Genomic DNA, 15,698 nt, shown 5'->3' on the forward strand with positions numbered 1-15,698 from the left:
CTGACTTTGCCGAGTCAGTCATTTCCGCTACGCTGTGGGCTCTTCACAGGGGATAGCGTGAAAATCAAGAAAACTCTCATCGCTTTCGGGTTGCTGCTGGGCGCCATGTCAGCCCAGGCCCTCCAGATCACCAGTCTGTCGCCGCAAGGCGAAGTGGCGCGGGTGCGCCAGGTGGTGGTCAAGTTCAACGAATCGGCCGTCACCTTTGGCGACCCCAAGGCACCAGCGCCGGTAGCCCTGAGTTGCAGCGATGCCCAGGCCACCAAGGGGTCGGGTCGCTGGATCAGCGACAAGGAGTGGGCCTTCGAGTTCGAGGCCGACCTGCCGCCCGGCGTCAGCTGCGCGCTGCAAACCCGCGCCGGCTTCAAGTCGCCCCAGGGTGCCGAGCTGAGCGGCACAAGCAGCTACAAGTTCAACACCGGCGGGCCGTTTGTGCAAAACATACGCCCCTCCGTCTACCAGGCCATCGACGAAGAGCAGTATTTCGTGCTGCAGCTCAATGGCGCAGCCACACTGGCCAGCGTGCAAGCCAGTGTGTGGTGCGCGCTGGAGGGCCTGGGCGAACGCGTGCCGGTGCGGCTGATTGACGGCAAGGAGCGTGACCAGTTGCTGAAATCGCAGGGCTATGAAAAAGCCGCTGCGTCGGCCCCGCTGAAATTCGTCACGCTGGCTTGCAACCGGCGGCTGACGCCGGCGTCCAAGGTGCAGATCGTGTTCGGCGCCGGCGTGGCCACGCCGGATGCCGCCGGCGCCCCAGGCATCGCCAACAAGGTGGAGAAGCGCTTTGCCTTCAAGGTGCGCGAGCCCTTCACCGCCAGCTTCAGTTGCGAGCGCGAGAACGCGCAGGCCGCCTGCCTGCCGATTCGCCCGATGAACCTGACGTTCAACGCACCGGTGCCGCGCAAGCTGGCCCAGGGCATTGTCCTGACCGGCGGCAAGGACACGTTGAGGCCCGATTTCGACAAGGGCGAGAGTGATGGTGACAACGTGGTCACCAGCGTCACCTTCAAGGGCATTTTTGCGGAACAGACCGCTTTCACGCTGCAGCTGCCCCAGGGTTTCGCGGACGCCTCGGGCCGCGCGCTGAAAAACGCCGACAGCTTCCCGCTGAAGGTGGCTACCGGCCCCATGCCGCCGCTGGCCAAGTTTGCGGCGGCGCCGTTTGGCATCGTGGAGCGCTTCGCCGAGCCGGACGGCCCGCCCATGCTGCCGGTGACGCTGCGCAACGTGGAGCAGAAGCTGGCCGTGCAGGGCCTGGCACCGGGCAAGGTCAGCGACCTGGCGCCCAGCACGGACGCCGAGATCATCGCCTGGTTCCGCAAGGTCAAGCGCTACGACAACTTCACCGTGCAGCGCGCCTTAGCCCAGCGCGACGTCAAGGGCCCGCTGCCCCAAAGCCTGGAGAGCGGCGACAAGGACTGGGTGCAATCGCGCATGGTGTCGCTGCTGGCCGGCCAGAGCGGCGTGAAGACGCTGGACCTGCCCAAGCCGGTGGAAGGCGGCGACCCCAGGCCGTTTGAGGTGGTGGGCATACCGCTCACCCCCGGTTTCCACGTGGTGGAAATCGCGTCGCAAAAGTTGGGAGGCAGCCTGCTGGACGAGCGCCACGGCGGCAACCGCACCATGTACGTGCGCACCTCAGCGCTGGTGACCAACCTGGGCGTGCACTTCAAGCTGGGGCGCGAAAACGCCGTCGCCTGGGTCACCACGCTGGACAAAGGCAGGCCGGTGGCCAACGCCACGGTGCGCGTGTCGGACTGCCGCGGCAAGGAAGTGGCCACCGCCACCACCGACGCCCAAGGTGTGGCCCAGTTGAAGGACGTGCCGGTGCAGGCCCCCCCCTGCAACCGCAACAACGATGGGGACGGTGAAGGCAGCGGCGCCTATTTCGTCAGCGCCCGCGCCAAGGACGCCGGCGGCGTGCAGGACATGGCCTTCACCTGGAGCAACTGGTACCGCGGCATCGAGCCCTGGCGCTTCAACGTGCCCACCAGCCGCGACGCCCGGCCGGACGAACTGGCCCACACCATCTTCGACCGCACGCTGCTGCGCGCCGGTGAGACGGTGTCCATGAAACACCTGATACGGTCGCAGACCAGCAAGGGCTTCGACCTGCCGCAAGCCCTGCCGGACACGCTGGTCATCACCCACCAGGGCAGTGGCCAGCGCTTCACCCAGCCGCTGGCCTGGCGCAAGACCGCCACCGGCGGCCAGAGCGCTGAAAACACGTTCTCTGTACCACCGGCGGCCAAGCTGGGGATGTACTCGGTGGAGCTGCGCGGCGCGGATGACAAAGCGCGCACATTCTCCAGCGGTGAGTTCCGCGTGGAAGAGTTCCGCTTGCCTGTGTTGGAGGGTCGGGTGACGCCGACTGACAAGAAACCGCTGGTCAACGTGCAGACGGTGCCGGTGGACGTGCAGATCAACTACGTGGCCGGCGGCGGCGCGGCCAACCTGCCGGTGCGCCTGTCGGCCCTGGTGCGCAGCAAGTCCCTGAGCTATGGCGACTTTGAGGACTTCAGCTTCAGCCCACCGCGCAAGGCGCGCGACGGCAGCACCAGCAACAGCAACCCCGATGAGGGCGATGAGGCCCCGACCGCCCAGGACCAGCGCGTGGTGGCCGACAAGCTGCCCCTCACCCTGAACAAGAGCGGTGCCGGCAAGGTGACGGTGGACAAGCTGCCCAAGTCCGCCCAGCCGCAAGACCTGCTGCTGGAAGCCACCTACGCCGACCCCAATGGCGAGGTGCAGACGCTGCGCAGCACGCAGACGCTGTGGCCGGCCGGCGTGGTGGCCGGCATCAAGACCGAAGGCTGGGTGTCGGCCAAGCAGCAGATGCGCTTCCAGGCGCTGGCGCTGGACTTGAGCGGCAAACCGCAGGCCGACGTGGCGCTTGAGGTGAAGGCGGTGGCGCGCATCGTCACCACCAGCCGCAAGCGCATGGTGGGCGGCTTCTACACCTACGACAACAAGACCGAGCTGAAAGACCTGGGTTCGGTGTGCTCAGGCAAGAGCGATTCGCGCGGCCTGCTGCTGTGCGAGGCCAAGCTGGGCGAGCCGGGTGAGGTGGAGCTGATCGTCACCGCCAAGGACACGGCCGGCAACAGCATCCAGGCGGCGGCCTCGGTGTATGTGACACGCCAGGGCGAGCTGTGGTTCGGCGGCGAAGACCACGACCGCATGGACGTGCTGCCCGAGAAGAAAAGCTACCAGCCTGGCGACACTGCGGTCTTCCAGGTGCGCATGCCGTTCCGCTATGCCACCGCGTTGGTGGCGATAGAGCGTGAGGGCATCATCGACACGCAAGTGGTGCAGCTCAACGGCCAGGACCCGACCTTCAAGCTGCAGATCAAGGACAGTTGGGGGCCCAACGTGTACATCAGTGTGCTGGCACTGCGCGGGCGGCTGCGCGAGGTGCCGTGGTACTCGTTCTTCAGCTGGGGCTACAAGGCGCCGCGCGAGTGGTGGACGGCCTTCTGGTACGAGGGCCGTGAATACGTGGCGCCCACCGCGCTGGTGGACCTGAGCAAGCCGGCCTACCGGCTGGGGCTGGCCGAAATCCGCGTCGGCACCAAGGCGCACCAGATCGCCGTGACCGTGAAGGCCGACAAGGAAAGTTACCCGGTGCGCGGCCAGGCCCGCGTCACCATCTCGGCCAAGCTGCCCAACGGCCAGCCGGCTGCCAATGCCGAGGTGGCACTGGCCGCCGTGGACCAGGCGCTGCTGGAGCTGATGCCCAACACCAGCTGGAATGTGCTGGATGCCATGCTGCAACGCCGCAGCTGGGGCGTGGAGACGTCCACCGCGCAGATGGAAATCATTGGCCGCAGGCACTACGGCCGCAAGGCGGTGCCGGCCGGCGGCGGCGGTGGCCACAGCGGCGCCCGTGAGTTGCTGGAAACGCTGCTGCTGTGGAACCCGAAAGTGCAGCTGGATGCCAACGGCCAGGCCACGGTGACGGTGCCGCTGAACGACGCGCTGACCAGCTTCAAGATCGTGGCCGTGGCCGACAGCGGCACCGGCCTGTTCGGCACCGGCCAGACCAGCATACGCGCCACGCAGGACCTGCAGATCATCAGCGGCCTGCCGCCGCTGGTGCGCGAGGACGACCAGTTCCGCGCGCAAATCACACTGCGCAACACCACGCAAAAGGCAATGAAGGTGGACGTGACACCGCGCGCCACGCTGCTGGACCTGAAGCCGCAGCAGGTGGACATTCCCGCTGGTGAGGCGCGTGAAGTGGCCTGGATGGTCACCGCGCCAGCCCAGCTGGCGCAGATCCGCACGCAGGCCATCCTGTGGGAGATCGAGGCCAAGGACACGCTGGGCGGCGCGCGCGACGCGCTGAAGGCGCAGCAGCGCATCATCCCCGCCGTGCCGTTGACGGTGCAGCAGGCCACGCTGGTGCAGTTGGACGGCCCGTACACGCTGGCGGTCAAAGCCCCGGCGGACGGCATCGTCACCAATGGCCAGCCGCGCGGCGGCCTGAAGCTGTCGCTGCAACCCAAGCTGGCCGAGGGCCTGCCGGGCGTGAAGGACTACTTCGCCAACTACCCCTTCATCTGCCTGGAACAAAAAACCAGCAAGTCGGTAGGCCTGCGCGACAGCAAGCTGTGGGCCAATGTGGTGGCGCAACTGCCCACCTATCTGGACAGCGACGGCCTGGCCAGCTACTTCCCGCCACGCGATGGCGACGCCAACCGGGGCAGCGACACGCTGACCGCCTATGTGCTGGCCGCCACCCATGAGGCGGCAGGGATAGACCCCGCCTTCGCACTGCCGGACGAGGTGCGTGCGCCCATGGAACGCGGGTTGATCGCGTTTGTGGAAGGGCGCATAGAGCGCAAGTTCTGGAGTCCGCGCGCCGACCTGGACGTGCGCAAGCTGGCCGCGCTGGAGGCGTTGTCGCGCTACGGCAAGGCGCAGGGCCGCATGCTGGGCAGCATCACCATCGCACCCAACCAGTGGCCTACCGGCGCGGTGATCGACTGGCTGAACATCCTCAAGCGCGTGATGGATGTGCCGCAGCGCGAGCAGCGGCTGGCGGAGGCCATCCAGGTGTTGAAGGCCCGCCTGAGCTACCAGGGCACCAAGCTGATCTTCAGCACCGAGCGCGACGACTACTGGTGGTGGCTGATGGGCAATGGCGACGTCAACACCGCCCGCCTGCTGCTGGCGGTGATGGACGACCCGGCCTGGAAGGATGACATGGGCCGCCTGGCCAACGGCTTCATCGCCCGCCAGCAACGCGGCGCCTGGCTGACCACCACCGCCAACCTGTGGGGCGGTCTGGCACTGGAGAAGTTCTCGGCCAAGTTTGAAGCCGTCACCGTGGCCGGTGCTACCCGCGCCAACCTGGGCGCCAACAGCGCGGCCGTGGAGTGGAGCAAGGTGGAGCGGGTGAAGCCCACCGATGCCACGGGCGCGCCCCACCAGGGCACGCTGTTCGGCGCCCCGGCCTCGCCCGGCAACCTGCGCAACAACAGCATGTTCCTGCCCTGGGCAGCCGGTGAAGGCCAACTGAGCGTCACCCACTCTGGGTCAGGCAAGCCCTGGCTGACGCTGCAGTCGCTGGCTGCGATTGACCTGAAGGCGCCCTTCAACGCCGGCTACCAGATCAAGAAGACCATCACGCCCGTGGAGCAGGCGGTGCCCGGCAAGTACACCCGCGGCGACGTCCTGCGCATCACGCTGGAAGTGAACGCCTCGGCTGACATGACCTGGGTGGCGATCACCGACCCGGTGCCCGGCGGCGCCACCATCCTGGGCAGCGGGCTGGGGCGCGACTCCGAAATCGCCACCAAGGACGAAAAGCGCGAGGGCTGGGCCTGGCCGGCGTTCGAGGAGCGCAGCTTCGAGGCCTTCCGCAGCTACTACGAGTACCTGCCCAAGGGGGTGATGAAGATGGAATACACCGTGCGGCTGAACAACGTGGGCGAATTCTCGCTGCCGCCCAGCCGGGTGGAGGCGATGTACGCGCCCGAGATGTTTGGCGAGGCGCCGAATGCCAAGGTGAAGGTGGAGGCGGCGAAATGAAGACGACCCTGATCGCAATGGTACTGGTGGGCTGCGGGATGGCACAGGCCCAGACCAACCCGGCGCCAGGCAGCTACGTCATCAGCGAAGGCGCCTTTGGCAGCCTGGAGGTGAAGGCCGGCAACCGCTTCACCATCAGCACCGTGGGCGGCAATTTCCACACCTGTGACCTGGAGGGTGTGATCGTGGCCGGCAAGGCCAAGATGAAGGACTCGGCCTGCGTGGTCAGCTTCAAGCTGCAGGGTGCCGATGTGCAGGTGCAGGGCAACGCCAATGGTGGCTGCCAGGAGTTTTGCGGTGCGCGCGGCGGTTTCGAGGGCGTGTACAAGAAACCGCCGCCGGCATGCCAGAAGACGGCGATGGCCCAGTCGCGTGCCACGTTCAAGAAGAAGTACGACGCCAAGGACTACCCGGGTGCCGTGGCGGCGCTGCAACCCGTGGTCACGCAGTGCAGCAGCTTCCTGTTCTGGACCGAGCGGGGCCGCGTGCAGAACGACCTGGCGATAGCCCAATACCACCTGGGCGACAAGGCCGGCTGCTTGGCCACGCTGAAGGACCTGAGCGAAGACGCAGCCAAGACCGACGCGCAGGTGCGCGACGACTTACCGCCGTCCGACGCCGACAGCTACCTGCCGGTGGTGCGGGCAGCGCGCACCAACCTGAAGAAATGCAAGGAATAAACCGCCCCCGCCTGCTGAAGCTGGCCCGCCGCGCCGCACTGCTGCTGGCGGCCAACGGCCTGGCCGCCTCCTGCGCCTGGGGACTGCCCACCTTCGCCGAGGTGAAGAAAGACTTCAAGCCTTCGGATGTGCAGGTGCTGGACCGCCACGGCGAGCTGCTGCACAGCCTGCGCAACGACAGATCAGTGCGGCGTGGCCAGTGGGTGGCGCTGGCCGATATTTCGCCGGCACTGCGCAACGCCATGGTGTTGAGCGAGGACAAGCGCTTCTACGAGCACAGCGGCGTGGATTGGCAAGCCGCCAGCGCGGCTGCCTGGGCCAACCTGTGGAACACCCGCACGCGCGGCGCCTCCACCATCACCATGCAACTGGCCGGCTTGCTGGACGACGACTACCGGCGTGCCGGCAGTGGCCGCAGCCTGGTGCAAAAGCTGGGCCAGACGCTGGCCGCGCAGTCGCTGGAGCGTGGCTGGCGCAAGGACCAGATCCTGGAGGCTTACCTGAACCTGGTGCCGCTGCGCGGCGAGCTGGTGGGTGTGGACGCGCTCAGCCACACGCTGTTCGGCAAGGCGCCGCATGGCTTGGACGAGCGCGAGGCTGCTGTCACCGCCGCGCTGGTGCGTGCCCCCAATGCCAAGCCGGACATGGTGGCGCGCCGCGCCTGCGGCGTGTTGCAGGACATGGCGCGCGCCAACCCCACGGCGGTGAACTGCCAGGCGCTGGACATGTTCACCGCCGCCGCTTTGCAGCGGCGCGACTTTGATGCCAGCACGGGCATCGCACCCCATGTCGCGCAACGGCTGGTTTCCGTTCGGGCTGAGCAGACTGTCCTGAGCCGTGTCGAAGGGGTCGAAGCCCAGGGCAAGCCTGCCAAGCTCCCAGTGGCGACCATTGCCCCCTCCTCCATCCGGACCACGCTGCGCGCCCCGCTGCAGCGCTTCGCCCAACAGACCCTGCAAACCCAGTTGCGCGAGCTGCGCGGCCGCCATGTGGAAGACGCTGCGCTGGTGGTGCTGGACAACGCCAGCGGCCAGGTACTGGCCTGGGTGGGCTCGTCGGGTGCCTTGAGCAGCGCTGCCGATGTGGACGCCGTCACTGCGCTGCGCCAGCCCGGCTCCACGCTGAAACCGTTCCTCTACGGCGAAGCCATCGCCGAGCGCCGGCTCACCGCCGCCTCGCTGCTGGAGGATTCACCCAACCAGATCGCCACCGCCAGCGGCCTGTACATCCCGCAGAACTACGACCGTCAGTTCAAGGGCTGGGTGTCGGTGCGCACGGCGCTGGGTGCGTCGCTGAACGTGCCGGCGGTGCGCACGCTGGAGATGGTGTCGCCCAATGCGTTTCACCGCCAGCTGCGCGCCCTGGGGCTGCCACTGCGCGAGTCAGGCGACTATTTCGGTTACAGCCTGGCGCTGGGCAGCGCCGAGGTCAGCCTGCTGGACCTGGCCAACGCCTACCGCGCACTGGCCAACAACGGCCGCTACAGCCGCGTGGCGCCGCTGGCACTGGCTGGCAACGGCAAGCCCACGCCCGCCAGCCCCGCCTCCCAGGCGCTGGACGCACGCGCCGCCTACATCGTCAGCGACATCCTCAGCGACGGCAACGCCCGCGCGCGCACCTTCGGCACCGACAGCGTGCTGGCCACCCGCTTCTGGACGGCTGTGAAGACTGGCACCAGCAAGGACATGCGCGACAACTGGGCCGTAGGCTACTCACGCCGCTACACGGTGGGCGTGTGGGTGGGCAACGCCAGCGGCGCCGCCATGTGGGACGTCAGCGGCACCAGCGGCGCCGCGCCGATCTGGGCCGCTGTCATGAATTTTCTGCACCGCAGCGAGCCCAGCAAGGCACCCGCACCGCCCCCCGGCCTGGAACAGCACGCCATGCGCTTTGCCCAGCAGCAGGAGGCCAACCGCAGCGAATGGTTCCTGCGCGGCACCGGGCAGGACGTGATCGCCTCCACCACCACGCCACCGACCAAGGCGCGCGGCCGCGCCGCAGAGCCCGCGCCAGCCCGCATCACCAGCCCGGTGTCGGGCACCATCGTGGCGCTGGACCCGGATATCCCGCCCACGCACCAGCGGCTGCGCTTCACCCAGGAAGGCACCGCCGGCCGCTGGCTGATGGACGGCAAGGAATTCGGCCGCGGCGCCCAGGTGGCCTGGCTGCCCTGGCCTGGCAAGCACCAGGTGCAACTGCTGAACAACCAGGGCCAGGTGGTGGATGAGGTGCGCATCGAGGTGCGCGGCGCTGGCGTGCTGAAGGCCAGGTACACACCCAGGTAGCGCTTGAGCCAGGACAAGGCGGCTGGCCGGCACAGCGGCTAACATGGCGGCTGACAAGGAAAAACAACCATGGCCGCAGTGATCACCAACATTGAAGACCTGCGCGTGCTGGCGCAAAAGCGCGTGCCGCGCATGTTTTACGACTACGCCGACTCCGGCTCCTGGACCGAAAGCACCTACCGGGCCAACTCGGACGACTTCCAGACCATCAAGCTGCGCCAGCGCGTGGCCGTGAACCTGGAAGGTCGCAGCACGCGCACCACCATGATCGGCCAGGACGTGACCATGCCGCTGGCCATTGCCCCCACCGGCATGACCGGCATGCAGCACCCGGACGGCGAGATCCTGGGCGCGCGCGCGGCCAAGGCGTTTGGCATTCCGTTCACGCTGTCCACCATGAGCATCTGCTCCATCGAGGACATTGCCGAGCACACCGGCCGCCATCCGTTCTGGTTCCAGCTGTATGTGATGAAGGACAAAGGCTTCATCGAGCGGCTGATAGACCGTGCCAAGGCCGCCAACTGCTCGGCGCTGGTGCTCACCTTGGACCTGCAGATCCTGGGCCAGCGCCACAAGGACTTGAAGAACGGCCTGTCGGCGCCGCCCAAGCTGACCCTCCCCAACATCCTGAACATCGCCACCAAGCCCGCCTGGGCCTTCGGCATGCTGGGTACCAAACGCCGCCAGTTCGGCAACATCGTGGGCCATGTGCAGGGCGTGGGCGACATGTCCTCGCTGATGGACTGGACCGCCAGCCAGTTCGACCCGGCGCTGAACTGGGCCGATGTGGAATGGATCAAGAAGCGCTGGGGCGGCAAGCTGATCCTGAAGGGCATCCAGGACGTGGAAGACGCCAAGCTGGCCGTGGCCACCGGGGCCGACGCACTGATCGTCTCCAACCACGGTGGCCGCCAGCTGGACGGCGCGCCCTCCTCCATCTCCATGCTGCCATCCATCGTGGCCGCCGTGGGCGACAAGATCGAGGTGCACATGGACGGCGGCATACGCAGCGGGCAGGACGTGCTGAAGGCCAAGGCGCTGGGCGCCCAGGGCTGCTACATCGGCCGCGCCTTTTTGTACGCGCTGGGCGCCATGGGCGAGGCCGGCGTCACCAAGGCACTGCAGATCATTCACAAGGAGCTGGACCTGACCATGGCCTTTTGCGGGAAGACCGACATCAACACGGTGGACCGCAGCGTGCTGCTGAACGGCTGAACCAGCGCCAGCCGGGCTAGAAAAAGCCGCGCAGAAAGGTGGTGGCCTGATCCGACAGGCCGACGATCTTGTTGGTGGCCTGGCGGTAGAACTTGAAGTTCAGCTCGGTCTCGGGCCGGCCGTCGTCCCAGTTGGCAAATGGTTTCAGTTCGGCGCGCCCCAGGCGCCGCCTGGCCAGCGCGGTGCGGCGCACGGTGATGCTGACACGCGGCGTCTGGCGCTCTACACCGGCTTTTCGCGGCGTCGCCGCGGCCGAAATGACCACACCGCAAGCGATCAAACCCTGCCCAACCTCGTTCTCGCTGGCGAAGATGAAGATCTCGTCGCCTTCGGTGATCAGCTTGCCACCGTACATGGTCTTTTGCGCGGTGAACTCAAAGGTCTTGGCGCCCGGCTCCTGTATTTCGATCTTGATGGCGTACACGCGGCCCCCTACACGTACCCAGCCCGCTGCATGATCTCGTTCACGCGCGGCACCACCGCCTGCAGCGCCTGGGCCGGCGTCTTCTGCCCGGTCAGGCCCTGGTGCACGACGGCGCCCAGCGGCCCGGTGTTGATGTCGTCCCAGGGCGGGATGATGGGCCGCCAGTCCGGGTCAGCATGGCGCAACTGCTCCTTCAGGGTGATGTACTCGGGGTACCTGCGCACCAGCTCGGCGTCGCCCAGCGTGGACCAGCGGGTGGGGCCGCCGCCCAGGCGGCACACCGCCTTGTCCTGGGCCTTGGCCGTCAGCCACTGCATCAGCAGGAAAGCGGCCTCGGGGTTCTTCGCATTGCGCGCCACTGCCAGGCCCAGGCCACCCGACTGCGACGAATGGCGCACGCCGCGCGGATGCAGCACGTAACTGACCTTGCCGTCCACTTTGGACTGCGCGGCATCGCGCACCGGGCCGAAGATGATGGTGGAATCCAGGTACATCGCCGTCTGCCCTTGCAGGAAGGCGCGCATCATCTCAGCCTGGCCCATCTGCGCCGTGTCAGGGTGGCCGGTGTCGGCGATCTCTTTCAGCAGCGCCAGCGCCGCCACGCCCTCGGGTTTGGTAAAGGCGGGCCGCCAATGGTCGTCAAACACCTTGCCGCCCAGCGGGTTCAGGTGCAGCAGCCAGGCATGCACGCAGGGGTGGCCGGCTTGCCCGCGCGAGGCCAGTGCCGGCATGCCCACGCGCGCTTTCAGCACCTGCAGCAGTTGGCGCAACTCGGCATAGGTTTTGGGCGGCTGCAGGCCGGCCTGGGCGAACACATCGCGCCGGTAAGCCAGGATGGAGGTCTCGGCGCCATAGGGCAGGCCATACAGCTTGGCGCCTGGGCCGGCCAGGTAGCCTTTAGGGCCGCCCACCAGGCCCAGGTTCTGCAGGTACCCGGGCACGATGTCGGCCAGGTCGAACGCCGGGTCGGCCAGCTGCGGGTCAGCCAGGAACGGGGCCAGTTCACGCACCAGGTTCTTGGCCACGTACTCGCCCTTCCACATCACCACATAGCACACCAGATCCAGATGGCCCTGGGGTTTGCTCATCTCGCCCAACTGCTGGAATTTCATGCGCAGCATGTGCTCGCGCGCCACTTCCACCTTGATGCCAGTCTGTGCGGTGAACTCGGGTAGCAGCTTCAGCATGGCGTCGTAGTGCGCATGCTCAGGGATGCTGAAGCCCACCGTCTGCCCCTGGAACTTGCTGTGGCGGCCCTGCGCCCGGCTGGAGGCCAGCGGCAAGCCGGCGCCGAACACGCTGACAGCCGCCTGGCCCAGGAACGATCTTCTGCTGCTGCACATGCGCCCATGATAGTGCCCGGCGGTCTTGCTATCCTCACGGCTTGCCAGCCACGTCATGACCAAACCGCAACGCCGAATCGCCCACCTGGACATGGACGCCTTCTACGCGTCCGTGGAGCTGCTGCGCTACCCCCAACTGAAGGGCCTGCCGGTGGTCATCGGCGGCCCGCGCAGTGCGCGTGACGAAGCCTTGCGCGCCCAGTATGGCGAGCGGCGCGCCGACATCCCGGTGGAAGCGTTCGGCCAGCTGAAGGACTACGTAGGCCGCGGCGTCATCACCACCGCCACCTATGCGGCACGCCAGTTCGGCGTCGGCTCGGCTCTGGGGCTGATGAAGGCGGCCAAGCTGTGCCCGCAGGCCATCCTGCTGCCGGTGGACTTCGCTCAGGTGCGCCTGTACTCGCGCCGCTTCAAGAGCCTCATCACCGCCATGGCGCCGCAGATGGAGGACCGCGGCGTGGACGAGGTCTACATCGATTTCACCGACGTTCCCGGCGGCCAGGAGGACGGCGGCCGCACGCTGGCCCTGCGCATCCAGAAGGCGATCTTTGACGACACCGGCCTGACCTGCTCGGTGGGCGTGGCGCCCAACAAGCTGCTGGCCAAGATGGCCAGCGAGTTCAACAAGCCCAATGGCGTGTCCATCGTATTCCCGCAGGATGTGGAAACGAAAGTGTGGCCGCTGCCCTGCCGCAAGATCAACGGCATAGGCCCCAAGGCCGACGCCAAGCTGCAGGCCAGGGGCATACACACCATCGGTGAGCTGGCGGCGCGCGACCCGGCCTGGCTGATGGAAACCTTCGGCCGCAAGACCGGCGCCTGGCTGCACAACGCCGCCCATGGCCGCGACCAGCGCGAGGTGGTGACCGAAAGCGAGCCGGTGTCCATGAGCCGCGAAACCACGTTTGAGCGCGACCTGCACGCGGTGCGCGACAAGGCCGAGCTGGGCGCCATCTTCACCGAGCTGTGCGAGGCCGTGGCGCAGGATTTGCAGCGCAAGGGCTACGTGGGCAAGACGATTGGCGTCAAGCTGCGCTTTGACGATTTCAAGATCGTCACCCGCGACCAGACGCTGGCGCATGCCACGGCAGACGCGCGCACGATACGGCATACTGCCGGGCAATGCCTGAAACGGGTTGACCTGGGCCGGCGCCTGCGCCTGCTGGGGGTGCGGGTGGGCACGCTGTACAAGCTGGAAGCTTACGAGGCCCTGGAGGCGCTGAACACGCTGCGCGAGCCGGTGAACGGCGAGCTGTTTTAGGCCGGCATCAAGCCATCAGGTTTCATTGCGAGGAGTCCGTCATGCGAGCACTGTTGACCATCTGCACCCTGCTGCTGGGCCTGTGCGCCACCGCCCCGGCGTTGGCACAAACCACCGCCGCCGACCCGCTGTACCAGGCCCTGGGTGAACAAGCCGGCATCGCCACGCTGATGGATGATTTCGTCAACCGGCTACGCGCCGATGCCCGCATAGGCAGCCAGTTCAAGGACGTGAAACCGGCGTTTCTGAAGAAGCAGCTGACCGACCAGATCTGCAAGGTGGCCGGCGGCGCCTGCGTCTACGACGGCGAGGACATGAAGAAGGCCCACGCGTCGCTGAAGATCAACACCGGCGACTTCAACCGCCTGGTGGAGGTGCTGCAGGACGCGATGGATGCCAAGGGCATCCCCTTCCCGGTGCAAAACCAGTTGCTGGCGCGGCTGGCGCCCATGCACACCGACGTCATCACCGTGAAATGAGCGCGGCGGACCATCGCCGCCGGGCCGCCCCAAAGCGATGACGGCCCCTTGGGGGCAGGGAACTACACGAAGTGAGCGACCGTGGGGGTTATTTCACCCAGTTCGGAAAATAACCCAGCTGGTCGTGCACCCGCGCATCGTGCGCCGGCACCACCACCATGCGCGGGTTGGCCACCATCAGCGCCTGCAACTGCGCCAGCAGCCCTTGGGTGGCCAGCGCGTCGTTGTCCACCAGCTTGCGCGCCACCAGAAATTTGGGCGACTGGGTGGTGATGGCCTCCAGCTTCCACACCGCGTCGCCGACGAAGAAATACGGCGTGCCGCCGGCGGTGGTCAGCATCAGGCCGGTGGAGCCCGGCGTGTGGCCGCCCAGCAGCACCAGCACCGCGCTGCCGTCGCCAAACAGGTCCAGCGATTGCGGAAAACCGGCATAGCGCCGGGCGGCAAACGCATAGGTCTTCCAGCGCAGGCCGGTCTGTGCCACCTGGCTGGGGAACACCATGCCCTGGTGGGCGGCGATGAAGGCCCGCTCAGCGTCATTGATCCAGATCTCGGCGCCGGGGAATTCGCCCAATGCGGACGCGTGGTCCCAGTGCGCGTGCGACAGGATGATGCGCCCCGGTATCGGCTCGCCGGCCTGCTCCAGCTGGCGGCGCACAGGCTGCACCGACCCGTAGCTGAAGAAGGGTTTGGCCCACCACGGCATGTCCTGCGCGAATTGCTGGTCTATGCCCTGGCCCAGGCCGGTGTCCCACAGGAAGCTGCCCTGCGGGTGGCGCACCAGCACCGCCGTGTGGTTGACCTTGGCCCGCTTGAACCAGCTGCCGGATTGGTACAACAAACCCTCCAGACTGGTCAGGTCCGAGGTCTTGACGATGGCGAACTGCAGCGGCACCGGGCTGGCGAGCGCCGGCAACTGCAAGTCGGCCGCCGTCTGCATGCTCATGCGCACCGGCGGCGCGGTCTGGGCCGCGGCCAGCGCGGCGCTCAGCAGCAGGGCACCGGCGCTCAGCCAGCGCTTGAAAGGATGGGGGGTGTTCATCATGGTGTGTGTCGCCCGAGTATGCCAGTGCACCTGCGTGACAGCCGGCCTGGCCCCGGCACGCCTATAGTGCTGCCCATGAACACCCTGACCTGCTTTTCCCTCAGCATCACCGACCACATCGCCCACCTGGTGCTGAACCGCCCCGAGGCGCTGAACACCATGGGCCCGACCTTCTGGCGCGAGCTGGACCAGGTGCTGACCCAGCTGCACAAGGACAACACAGCGCGTGTGCTGGTGATGTCCAGCACCGGCAAGCATTTCAGCGCCGGCATGGCGCTGGACACCTTTGGCGGCGCCATCGCCATGGACGACCGCAGCCCCGAAGGCCGCGCGGCCATGTTCGACACGCTGGGCGAATTGCAAGCCACCTTCACCAAGCTGGAGGCGCTGCGCATCCCGGTGATCGCCGCCATCCACGGCGGCTGCATAGGCGGCGCGGTGGACATGGTCACCGCCTGTTGCATCCGCTATGCCACCGCAGATGCCTTCTTCTGCATTCAAGAAATCAACATCGGCATGGTGGCTGACGTCGGCACGCTGCAGCGCCTGCCCAAGCTGATCCCGCTGGCCGTGGTGAAGGAACTGGCCTATACGGGCCGGCGACTGCCCGCTGCCAAGGCGCTGGGTTACGGCCTGGTCAACGAGGTCTTCGACACGCAAGAGGCGATGCTGGGCGCCGCCCTGCAGTGCGCGAAAGAGATCGCCGCCAAGCCGCCGGTGGCCATCTGGGGCAGCAAACAGGTGATCCACTACGCACGCGACCACACGGTGGACGACGCGCTGAAGCAGATGGGCTGGGTGCAAGGCGCGATCTGGAGCAACGCCCACGTGCTGGAAGCCATCCACGCGATGAAGGACAAGCGCGCGGGGAACTTCACTTCCCTCTCCGAGCTGCGAGACTTCAAGGACATGGGCGCTTAGCGGAGGGAA

General features: G+C 67.0%; 10 protein-coding genes. 7 read left to right on the plus strand and 3 right to left on the minus strand.

Features of this window, described 5'->3' with window-relative positions:
• The first annotated feature begins 105 nt into the window (after window positions 1-105).
• The 4 genes from AC1DX2_RS10025 (at window position 106) to AC1DX2_RS10040 (ending at window position 10,216) form a co-directional block, all read left to right on the plus strand.
• Complete coding sequence (locus AC1DX2_RS10025) at window positions 106-6,036, plus strand: alpha-2-macroglobulin family protein (RefSeq protein ID WP_477196665.1); 5,931 nt, start codon at window positions 106-108, stop codon at window positions 6,034-6,036.
• Window positions 6,033-6,716: a hypothetical protein gene (locus AC1DX2_RS10030; protein ID WP_477196193.1), complete on the plus strand. Its 684-nt coding sequence runs from the start codon at window positions 6,033-6,035 to the stop codon at window positions 6,714-6,716. The genes AC1DX2_RS10025 and AC1DX2_RS10030 overlap by 4 nt, the downstream gene beginning before the upstream one ends.
• A complete protein-coding gene (gene pbpC, locus AC1DX2_RS10035; protein ID WP_477196194.1) occupies window positions 6,704-9,001 on the plus strand; it encodes a penicillin-binding protein 1C in 2,298 nt (765 codons plus the stop codon). The genes AC1DX2_RS10030 and pbpC overlap by 13 nt, the downstream gene beginning before the upstream one ends.
• Window positions 9,002-9,070: 69 nt before the next feature.
• Window positions 9,071-10,216, plus strand: a complete 1,146-nt coding sequence (locus AC1DX2_RS10040) for an alpha-hydroxy acid oxidase (RefSeq protein ID WP_477196195.1) — start codon at window positions 9,071-9,073, stop codon at window positions 10,214-10,216.
• Between the two features lie 16 nt (window positions 10,217-10,232).
• Here AC1DX2_RS10040 and AC1DX2_RS10045 read toward each other — a convergent pair whose 3' ends face one another.
• Window positions 10,233-10,640 carry a hypothetical protein gene (locus AC1DX2_RS10045; protein ID WP_477196196.1) on the minus strand — a complete coding sequence of 136 codons (408 nt, stop codon included), beginning with the start codon at window positions 10,638-10,640 and terminating at the stop codon, window positions 10,233-10,235.
• Window positions 10,641-10,648: 8 nt separating this feature from the next.
• On the minus strand, window positions 10,649-11,983 hold the full coding sequence (locus AC1DX2_RS10050) for an ABC transporter substrate-binding protein (protein WP_477196197.1): 1,335 nt from the start codon (window positions 11,981-11,983) through the stop codon (window positions 10,649-10,651).
• A 55-nt stretch (window positions 11,984-12,038) separates the two neighbouring features.
• Here AC1DX2_RS10050 and AC1DX2_RS10055 point away from each other — a divergent pair, with 55 nt between their 5' ends.
• Window positions 12,039-13,244 (plus strand): Y-family DNA polymerase, encoded by a 1,206-nt coding sequence (locus AC1DX2_RS10055; RefSeq protein ID WP_477196198.1) that lies wholly within the window; start codon window positions 12,039-12,041, stop codon window positions 13,242-13,244.
• Between the two features lie 41 nt (window positions 13,245-13,285).
• Complete coding sequence (locus tag AC1DX2_RS10060) at window positions 13,286-13,723, plus strand: group I truncated hemoglobin (protein WP_477196199.1); 438 nt, start codon at window positions 13,286-13,288, stop codon at window positions 13,721-13,723.
• Between the two features lie 88 nt (window positions 13,724-13,811).
• On the opposite strand, the gene AC1DX2_RS10065 is transcribed toward AC1DX2_RS10060, so the two are convergent.
• The gene (locus AC1DX2_RS10065; RefSeq protein WP_477196200.1) at window positions 13,812-14,768 is read right to left on the minus strand and encodes an MBL fold metallo-hydrolase; all 957 of its coding nucleotides are present in this window, start codon (window positions 14,766-14,768) and stop codon (window positions 13,812-13,814) included.
• 75 nt (window positions 14,769-14,843) lie between these two features.
• Between AC1DX2_RS10065 and AC1DX2_RS10070 the strand changes: the two genes are divergently transcribed.
• The gene (locus AC1DX2_RS10070; protein ID WP_477196201.1) at window positions 14,844-15,689 is read left to right on the plus strand and encodes an enoyl-CoA hydratase-related protein; all 846 of its coding nucleotides are present in this window, start codon (window positions 14,844-14,846) and stop codon (window positions 15,687-15,689) included.
• Window positions 15,690-15,698 lie beyond the last annotated feature (9 nt).

This window comes from Hylemonella sp. P2_B10 (assembly GCF_056404875.1).

Coding starts and splice junctions, on each gene's coding strand:
- AC1DX2_RS10070 (WP_477196201.1), top strand. CDS start 14,844: ATGAACACCCTGACCTGCTTTTCCCTCAGCATCACCGACCACATCGCC.
- pbpC (WP_477196194.1), top strand. CDS start 6,704: ATGCAAGGAATAAACCGCCCCCGCCTGCTGAAGCTGGCCCGCCGCGCC.
- AC1DX2_RS10040 (WP_477196195.1), top strand. CDS start 9,071: ATGGCCGCAGTGATCACCAACATTGAAGACCTGCGCGTGCTGGCGCAA.
- AC1DX2_RS10060 (WP_477196199.1), top strand. CDS start 13,286: ATGCGAGCACTGTTGACCATCTGCACCCTGCTGCTGGGCCTGTGCGCC.
- AC1DX2_RS10025 (WP_477196665.1), top strand. CDS start 106: ATGTCAGCCCAGGCCCTCCAGATCACCAGTCTGTCGCCGCAAGGCGAA.
- AC1DX2_RS10050 (WP_477196197.1), bottom strand. CDS start 11,983: ATGTGCAGCAGCAGAAGATCGTTCCTGGGCCAGGCGGCTGTCAGCGTG.
- AC1DX2_RS10055 (WP_477196198.1), top strand. CDS start 12,039: ATGACCAAACCGCAACGCCGAATCGCCCACCTGGACATGGACGCCTTC.
- AC1DX2_RS10030 (WP_477196193.1), top strand. CDS start 6,033: ATGAAGACGACCCTGATCGCAATGGTACTGGTGGGCTGCGGGATGGCA.
- AC1DX2_RS10065 (WP_477196200.1), bottom strand. CDS start 14,768: ATGATGAACACCCCCCATCCTTTCAAGCGCTGGCTGAGCGCCGGTGCC.